The sequence below is a fragment of the Acinetobacter sp. 18QD2AZ41W genome (assembly GCF_009829025.1).
Classification (GTDB): Bacteria; Pseudomonadota; Gammaproteobacteria; order Pseudomonadales; family Moraxellaceae; genus Acinetobacter; species Acinetobacter pseudolwoffii.
The window spans coordinates 24,594-32,841 of record NZ_WURP01000018.1; the positions used below are offsets into that span (position 1 = coordinate 24,594).

General features: G+C 44.7%; 6 protein-coding genes and 4 tRNA genes. 3 read left to right on the top strand and 7 right to left on the bottom strand.

What is annotated here, in order from left to right; all coding sequences use genetic code 11:
- Nucleotides 1-16 precede the first annotated feature (16 nt).
- From GVV58_RS14155 to GVV58_RS14165, 3 genes are all read left to right on the top strand, one after another.
- Nucleotides 17-1,063: an ABC transporter permease subunit gene (locus GVV58_RS14155; RefSeq protein WP_005096376.1), complete on the top strand. Its 1,047-nt coding sequence runs from the start codon at nt 17-19 to the stop codon at nt 1,061-1,063.
- The gene (locus GVV58_RS14160; RefSeq protein ID WP_159516806.1) at nt 1,063-2,073 is read left to right on the top strand and encodes an ABC transporter permease; all 1,011 of its coding nucleotides are present in this window, start codon (nt 1,063-1,065) and stop codon (nt 2,071-2,073) included. The genes GVV58_RS14155 and GVV58_RS14160 overlap by 1 nt, the downstream gene beginning before the upstream one ends.
- A gap of 129 nt (nt 2,074-2,202) precedes the next feature.
- Complete coding sequence (locus tag GVV58_RS14165; RefSeq protein ID WP_074383045.1) at nt 2,203-3,447, top strand: NADH:flavin oxidoreductase/NADH oxidase family protein; 1,245 nt, start codon at nt 2,203-2,205, stop codon at nt 3,445-3,447.
- A gap of 69 nt (nt 3,448-3,516) precedes the next feature.
- Here the strand turns inward: GVV58_RS14165 and GVV58_RS14170 are convergent, their stop codons facing one another.
- The 7 genes from GVV58_RS14170 to GVV58_RS14200 form a co-directional block, all read right to left on the bottom strand.
- Nucleotides 3,517-4,938, bottom strand: coding sequence for an iron-containing redox enzyme family protein (locus GVV58_RS14170; RefSeq protein ID WP_159516807.1), 1,422 nt, complete (start codon nt 4,936-4,938; stop codon nt 3,517-3,519).
- A gap of 293 nt (nt 4,939-5,231) precedes the next feature.
- Nucleotides 5,232-5,307, bottom strand: a tRNA-Glu gene (locus GVV58_RS14175).
- A gap of 46 nt (nt 5,308-5,353) precedes the next feature.
- Nucleotides 5,354-5,429: transfer RNA gene (locus GVV58_RS14180), tRNA-Glu, on the bottom strand.
- Between the two features lie 24 nt (nt 5,430-5,453).
- Nucleotides 5,454-5,529: transfer RNA gene (locus GVV58_RS14185), tRNA-Glu, on the bottom strand.
- 131 nt (nt 5,530-5,660) lie between these two features.
- Nucleotides 5,661-6,566: an alpha/beta hydrolase gene (locus GVV58_RS14190; RefSeq protein WP_159516808.1), complete on the bottom strand. Its 906-nt coding sequence runs from the start codon at nt 6,564-6,566 to the stop codon at nt 5,661-5,663.
- Between the two features lie 81 nt (nt 6,567-6,647).
- On the bottom strand, nt 6,648-8,060 hold the full coding sequence (locus tag GVV58_RS14195; RefSeq protein WP_159516809.1) for an amino acid permease: 1,413 nt from the start codon (nt 8,058-8,060) through the stop codon (nt 6,648-6,650).
- 112 nt (nt 8,061-8,172) lie between these two features.
- Nucleotides 8,173-8,248 (bottom strand) — tRNA-Glu (locus GVV58_RS14200).

The following is an 8,248-nucleotide window of genomic DNA, read 5'->3' on the forward strand; positions in this document are numbered from 1 at the left end:
CCTATCAGGGAGTGCCATGAGCACTTATATACTCAAGCGTCTGTTGCTGATGATTCCAACCTTGCTGATCATTTTGCTGATTAACTTTATGGTGATCCAGCTGGCACCGGGTGGGCCGGTGGAACAAGCGATTTATCAGGCACAACAGGTCAATGGCTTGACACATACCGGATTACAGTATCAGGGGCAGCAAGGCCTCACCCCTGAGATGATCGAGCAGATCAATATTCAATATGGTTTTGATCAGCCTGCCCATATCCGCTTTTGGGACATGTTAAGGCGCTATGCCCAGTTTGATCTGGGCACTAGTTTTTTTAAAGACAAGGCTGTGACTGATCTGATCTGGGAAAAACTACCGGTATCGCTGTCTTTAGGTCTGTGGAGTACCTTAATCATCTATCTGGTGTCTATCCCTTTAGGCATCGGCAAAGCCAGAAAACATGGCAGTGTTTTTGATCAGATCACCTCTTTAATGCTGGCTGTGGGCTATGCCATTCCAGCCTTTATTTTTGCGATTTTACTGATTGTATTTTTTGCCGGTGGATCTTTTCTGCAATGGTTTCCCTTACAGGGACTCAGCTCTGAAAATTTTGCCGAACTCTCATTTTTCGGGAAAATTCAGGATTATTTCTGGCATATGGCATTGCCATTGTTGGCCATGGTGCTGGGTGGATTTGCCAGTTTGACTTATCTGGTGAAATTTTCTTTTGTGGAAGAGCTGAGTAAGCAATATGTTCTGGCTGCGCGGGCCAAAGGTTTAAATGAAAATGCAGTGCTATATCGGCATGTGTTTCGAAATGCGATGTTAGTGTTGATCGCAGGTTTGCCAGAAGTATTAATTGGGGTGTTTTTCGTCGGCAACCTGTTTATTGAGATTATATTTAATCTCGATGGTTTAGGTGTTTTGGGTTTTGAGGCGATCATCCAGCGCGACTATCCGGTGATTTTCGGTACTCTGTTTATCTTTACTTTGCTTGGTCTGATATTGCGATTATTAAGCGATTTGCTGTATCAACTGATCGACCCACGGATTCATTTCAGTTCACGTCGGGGATCCTCCTAATGTCGTCCTTGATGCAATTAGGCTGGCAACGCTTTAAGCAGCACAAGCTGGGATTTGGCTGTTTTATTATGTTTGGCCTTATTTTTATCATGTCCTTGGGCGCAGAACTGATTGCCAATGATAAGCCCTTGCTGGTGAAATATGATCATGCAGTGTATTTGCCTATCTTAAAATCTTATCCGGAAACGGCGTTTGGCGGTGTATTTGAAACCGAAGCCGAGTATAAAGATCCTGCCGTTCAACAGTTAATTGCAGAAAAAGGCTGGGCGATCTGGCCAATCATTCCATTTTCATATCAAAGCCCGAATCTGGAACTGGCTGTTCCGGTGCCTTCGCCACCAAGTGCACAAAACTGGCTCGGAACAGATGATCAGGGTCGTGATGTGTTGGCGCGGATTCTGTATGGCTTGAGGGTTTCACTCTTATTTGGTTTTGCGCTGACTTTATTGTCGGCGGCGATTGGAGTTTTGCTGGGGGCTGTGCAGGGCTATTATGGCGGCTGGATCGACCTGATCGGGCAACGACTGCTCGAAGTCTGGAGCAGTTTGCCGATGCTATTTATGGTCATGGTGCTGGTCAGTCTGTTTAGTCCCAATATTTACTGGCTATTTCTGATCATGCTGTTGTTTGGCTGGACCACTCTGGTGGGCATGGTACGGGCTGAATTTCTGCGTGCACGCAATCTGGAATACGTCTGGGCGGCACGAAGTATGGGTGCAGGAGATGGGCGAATCATGTTCAGGCATATATTGCCGAATGTCATCGGTTCAAGTCTGTCACAACTTCCCTTTATGCTGACTGCCAATATTACCGCACTGACGGCTCTGGATTTTTTAGGCTATGGGCTACCACCGGAAACAGCCTCTTTAGGAGAGCTGTTGCTGCAAGCCAAAAATAATTTAAATGCGCCGTGGCTGGCTTTATCAGCTTTCTTTAGTCTGGCCATTGTGCTGAGTTTGCTGATGTATATTGGCGAAGCAGTGCGTGATGCTTTTGATCCAAGACAATAAATCACGGAACTTTTTAATCATCGTAAAAATAAGCAGATGAAAATTGTGTAAATTTGACAAGTTGAATTGTCAATTATCCTGACTTGCGTTATAAACGAGTACAAAATAAAAGTAATATCAGGACAGATCATGACCCAATTGGCCGATTCCATTCAAATTCGTCATACCAATTTCAAAAACCGTATTATTAAAGGCGCTATGAGTGAGGCGCTGGCCAATGATGCCGGCCAGCCCAATCAGGCACATTTCAAGTTGTATGAAGCCTGGGCCAAAGGTGGACTGGGCTGTGCCATTACCGGCAATGTCATGGTGGACTTTCGTGCCAAGAATGAGCCGGGCGTGGTGGTGGTAGAAACCGAGCGTGATCTGGAGCAGCTTAAAGTCTGGGCGGAAGTGGGCAAGCAGCAGGGTATGGTACAACTGGTGCAGTTGTCACATCCGGGTCGTCAGTGTCCCAAAGGCTTAAATAAAGAAACAGTTGCGCCGTCGGCCGTGCCTTTTAGTCCGGCATTGGCCGTCAGCTTCGGCACACCGCGTGCGCTGACTGAAACTGAAATTCTGGAGATTATCCAGCGCTTTGCCACTTCAGCGCAAATTTGTGAAAAGGCCGGTTTTGAAGGCGTCCAGTTGCATGGGGCACATGGTTATCTGATTAGCCAGTTTCTGTCACCGCTGACCAATAAGCGTCAGGATCAATGGGGTGGCAGTATTGAAAACCGTACCCGTTTTCTGCTGGAAACCTATCAGGCTGTCCGTGCTGCAAGCTCAGAAAATTTCATTATTTCAGTCAAACTGAATTCCGCTGACTTTCAGCGCGGTGGTATGAGTGAAGAAGATGTGATCTATGTCTTTAAGGCGATGGATGCAGCCGGGATTGATATCATTGAAGTATCCGGCGGTAGTTATGAAGCGCCTGCCATGGCTGGTGTAAAAGAAGACAAACGCAAAGCTTCAACCATTGCCCGTGAAGCCTATTTCCTCGATTTTGCCGAAAAGATCCGTCAGGAAGTCAATTGCCATATCATGGTGACCGGTGGCTTTAGAACCGTCGACGGCATGAATGCTGCACTCGACAGTGGTGCGTGTGATTTTGTTGGCATCGCCCGACCTTTTGCGGTAGAGCCGGATCTGGGTGATCGTTTGATTGCAGGGCAAGATGTACGTTATGCGGTTGAGAAAATTAAAACCGGTATTCCGCTGGTTGACAAAATGGCGATTATGGAAATTATCTGGTATGCCGCGCAGTTTAAGGAAATTGCCAAAGGCAAACAGCCGAATCCAAAACTGTCACCGTTAAAAGTCTTTTTGAACTACCTCAAAGGCAATGTTAAAGCCGTAATTAAAGGGCAGTTGAATTCGCGTAAATCGGCTTAAATTTATCATCTAAGCATAAAAAAACCGGGCAATTAGAATGCCCGGCCCGGTTTTTTATTCATCATATAGTTAAGAATAATGCATCGCCTGGGTCTGGAAAGGAAATAATAACTGTCCCAGTTGACGAGTGGCCCATAAACCCACTTCAGTATGATGCATATGCGGTGAAGTATAGGGAATCAGCAAGTCAATTTTCTGTTCCGCACCTTCACAGCGCATAAAGCGATTTTTTAACTGATTTAAACGTTGTTGATCTATACGGCTTAAGGCAGGTTCAACTTTCGCCTGAGACGGCGCTGCGCTGCGTGAAGACAGCCGAGTCGCTAAAGTTGCCCCCTGAATCCAGTCTTTAATGATCTGTTTTTCAGTCGCATTAAACACACCAAACATTTTACCTTCAGGATGATCAATCATTTTCCAGAAACGGCTCTGTTCAACAGGAGCATCTTTAATAATCCAGCCTTTCTCAATCAGCACGTTCAGGAACTTGAAAATTTGTGCCGAATCAGATAACCAGTCATTGATAGTCTTGCCACTAAACTGACATTTCTGATTATGAATATATTGGCCAATCAGTGCTTTGTTCTGGAATACTTTTAAGGCCATGCGCTCAATATCTAGCTCTCTTACAATCTGGGAAGAACTTTTACCGATGTCATTGAGCAGATAGCCTTGCTTGATCAAATCAAGATAGGTCTCTGGATCTTCCGCATTGTCATAATGCTGGATAAAGGCTTGCAGGGATTTTTGTGCATGGCCATTGTGGGCATTATCAATCGTAATATGCACATTGAAATAATGGGGATCAATCCCGAGTTCAGCCAATTCGTAATTGGTAATGAGCAGATGCAGCGGCAACTGTTCATAGCCGAGATTAAAACCAATCACCAGAGGCAAGTATTTGGCCGGCGCATAAGCCAGTGCTAACTGTACCGCGGCCTGCTCATAATAACTGGCATCCAGTTGTTCGGCATAACTGTTCAGCTCATAGTGACTTAACAGGTGCTGATACATGGTGACATGATTGGCACGTGGATGTCCCAGACCCAGTTCTTCCAGATAGATATAGATCAAATCTTTCAGCTTGGGTTGATTGCAGTTATGTACGGTGGAATATAACCAGGAACCATCGACCAGTTTAACCGGTGCAACCTTGGATAGAAATTCGAAAGCATGTGAAACCGTTGGGAAATACTCCCGGGCCTGATACTGTTTACGCCGTCCCAGATAAGCCTGAAACTTGGCACAAATTTGATGATGTTGTTCTAAAAGATGCTGTTCAACTTGTGCCGGTTGATCCAGCCATTCAAGTGCTTCTATATTCAGTTTTTTAATCAGATCACTCAAATAAGATTCAGCTTGTTCGGTTTTGGTATTCGTCGAGATTTCAGTATCTTGAAAAAAGTCGACCCAATCCTTAAAGCTTTTAAATTGATAATTATGATTATTATTTGGCGATAAAGGCAAACTTAACTCTGTGCTGACGAACATAATCTGATCCTTGCAGATATCTCTTCAGTTACCTTAACGTGCGACTTGACGTCTAGATGTTGAATTTTTGTTCTAATTTATTGGTGTATTGCTTTAAATGAAAATGAACGGATATTTATATGAATAGAAATGTTAAAAGAATGCAAATTGTAAAATATGAATTACATGGCAGCCTATGTAACGAAGAGCATATTTTAATGAGTGGTAAAAAATTATATTTAAATATTCAGAATGTAAAAAAGCCCAAGTCGCAATGCCCGGGCTTTTTTGTTGAGATGTTGCCATCTCGAATATGGCGTCCCTACGGGGATTCGAACCCCGGTTACCGCCGTGAAAGGGCGATGTCCTAGGCCTCTAGACGATAGGGACAGTACAGAAGATCAATTTTAAAACCCTTACTTTTAGCTTGAAGTAATGGCGTCCCTACGGGGATTCGAACCCCGGTTACCGCCGTGAAAGGGCGATGTCCTAGGCCTCTAGACGATAGGGACTTAATAAAATGTACTTCTGAAAATTGGCGTCCCTACGGGGATTCGAACCCCGGTTACCGCCGTGAAAGGGCGATGTCCTAGGCCTCTAGACGATAGGGACGTTTCAGAGGTGGGCGTATAATAGGGTGAAAACAGGGGGGTGTCAAACGCATTTCTATAAAAAAATTGATTTTCTGGATTGAGTGCGTAATTTTAAAACAATATTGTTGAAATAATGGAAAATGACTTAAATTAAGCTGAATTTTTAAGCAATTCCAGCATGGCAGCTAACACTTGGGGATGCTGTAAATAGCCCGCAATATCATGTGGACGTTGTACAAATGTACGAATTTCCTGATTGATAATGGCAGGCTGAAAATTAAATGAAGCTGCTGAGAGTGGAAATGCGGTGAGAAAATCATCATGTGAATAGAAATTTATCCAATCGCCTGAAATTGCAGCAGGTCTTATCATTGGTTGCGGAAGATGCGCCTGAATGACACGAAATTCCAGCGGTGATCCGAGGGTAATAAAACGCTGGATATTCAGTTCTGGATGTTGAAGCAAATAGTTATAGGCGATCACGCTACCCAGCGAATGTGCCACCAGAATCTGTGGTTTGCTGCTATGCAGTTGATGATGAATGCGCCGATGAACTTCCTGCATAAAAGTCGGATTGGCCAAATAAAGATAGGTTTCCAGCAGGAACTTATGCAAAAAACTGGCGTGTAAACTGGGGAAATAATTAATGAGTACCGCAAAATCCCGCAAGGCAATATCTTTGCTTAATGCTGTAATAAAATTCAGCTTTTGATCAAAGTTGAGTGTCTTATCTGGATTTAACTGCGGGACGTCACAAATTTGATAGGTGCACTGATCTGGTGGCGGTGCCGGTTGCAGCTGTGCGGGATGTAAAAAAGGGAAATGCGGCCACTGTTGCGGCATCAGGGTGCTGGCATTCAATACGTTATGAAAATGATGTCGAGAGAGTAAATCACCATAAAAAGGGATACGGATATGCCGTTTTAAATAGCTAAAACGGGCTTGCTGTTGCGGGTTATTTCTGAGGCCTCTTTTGAGAAGATGCAGCCAATGTTGGCGTAATGAAGGCGCCGTATACTGTTGCTTGTTCATGCCGTGAATAAACACAATTTTCATCGACGCACCATTGAAGCTGCCCAATATACAATCAGTATAGACAAAAAAGAGCGACCGAAGTCGCTCTTTTAAAGCTGATGCTTAAGACTTGTTATGGTAGAACGCATAATAACTGGCATAGCAGGCTGCAATAAACAGCAGACAGCCAAAGAAGCTGATGCGCATTGATGGATCAAAGACCATACTGACACAGGTAATAAAACAGAACACGAAGCCTAAAATCGGCACAATCGGAAACAATGGTGCTGCAAAGCCCAGTTCTTTGACCGTGCGACCCTGTTTATACCACTGCCGGCGGAAGTTGAACTGACTTAAACAAATACTCATCCAGACCACCACCATGGTAAACGCTGCAACGCCCAGCAAGTTGGTAAAGATCGTTTCTGGCGCAAACTGTTCAGATAATAAACCTGGCAATGCACCCAGCATAGTCACCATGACTGCAATATACGGTACACCGCGAGCATTCAGTCTTGAGAATACGGCAGGTAACTGTTTGCTGTATGACAATGACCACATCATACGAGAAGCAGCAAATAAGCCCGAGTTGGCAGCAGAAAGTAACGCAGTGATAATCACAAAGCGGATGATGTCTTCAGCATATGGGATACCAATGTGCTGGAATACGGTTACGAATGGGCTGCTACTCACGCCTTCAGCGGCTAAGCCTGCTTCCTGATGCGGAAGTAATGCCGTCACCACGATAATCGTACCCACAAAGAAAATTAATAAGCGGAAAATTGCAGTATTAATGGCTTTAGGGACATTTTTCGCAGGATCTTCAGTTTCACCCGCCGCAACACCAATCAGCTCTGTACCCGAAAAGGCAAAGTTCACGATCAGCATGGTCGCAAAAATCGGGAATAGACCTTCAGGGAACCAGCCCTGGGCCGTCAGGTTGGTAAATAGAGGCGCAGCTTCGTAGCCCTGATAGCCCAAAACACCAAAGATGGCCAGTAAGCCCAAAACAATAAAGGCAACAACAGTGACTACTTTCACAAGTGCCAACCAGAATTCGGATTCGGCAAACCATTTGGTCGAAATCATATTTAAGCTAAATACAAAGACACCAAAAATAATGGTCCATAACCACATGGAAATATCCGGGAACCATTCCTGCATCAGCAAGGCGGCTGCAGTAAATTCGGTTCCCAGAGTGACAGACCAGGTCAGCCAGTATAACCAAGTGATGGTATAGCCTGTACCCGGTCCAATATAACGTTTGGCATAAGCACCAAATGAACCAGATTCTGGCATATGAACAGCAAGTTCGCCCAGACAGAGCATAACCATGTAAGCGATAATGCCGCCCAGGAGATAAGCAATAATGGCACCTACAGGCCCCGTTTGTGCAATGACTTCACCCGACCCTAAAAATAGGCCTGTTCCGATTGCGCCACCAAGCGAAATCATGACCAGATGTCGAGTACTCATAGCGCGTTTTAAAGGCGCAGAATTGCCCTGATGCGTAGCATCATTCGGAGATGAGTGCATAGGAGTTGAAAAAAATCAGAAGAATGAAGCGAGTTATTGTAGTGAAAAACTACAAATCTGCAATGTATTAATAATAATTTTGAATAAGGCTTGATCGTATGCGATCGATAGATGGCGTCCCTACGGGGATTCGAACCCCGGTTACCGCCGTGAAAGGGCGATGTCCTAGGCCTCTAGACGATAGGGAC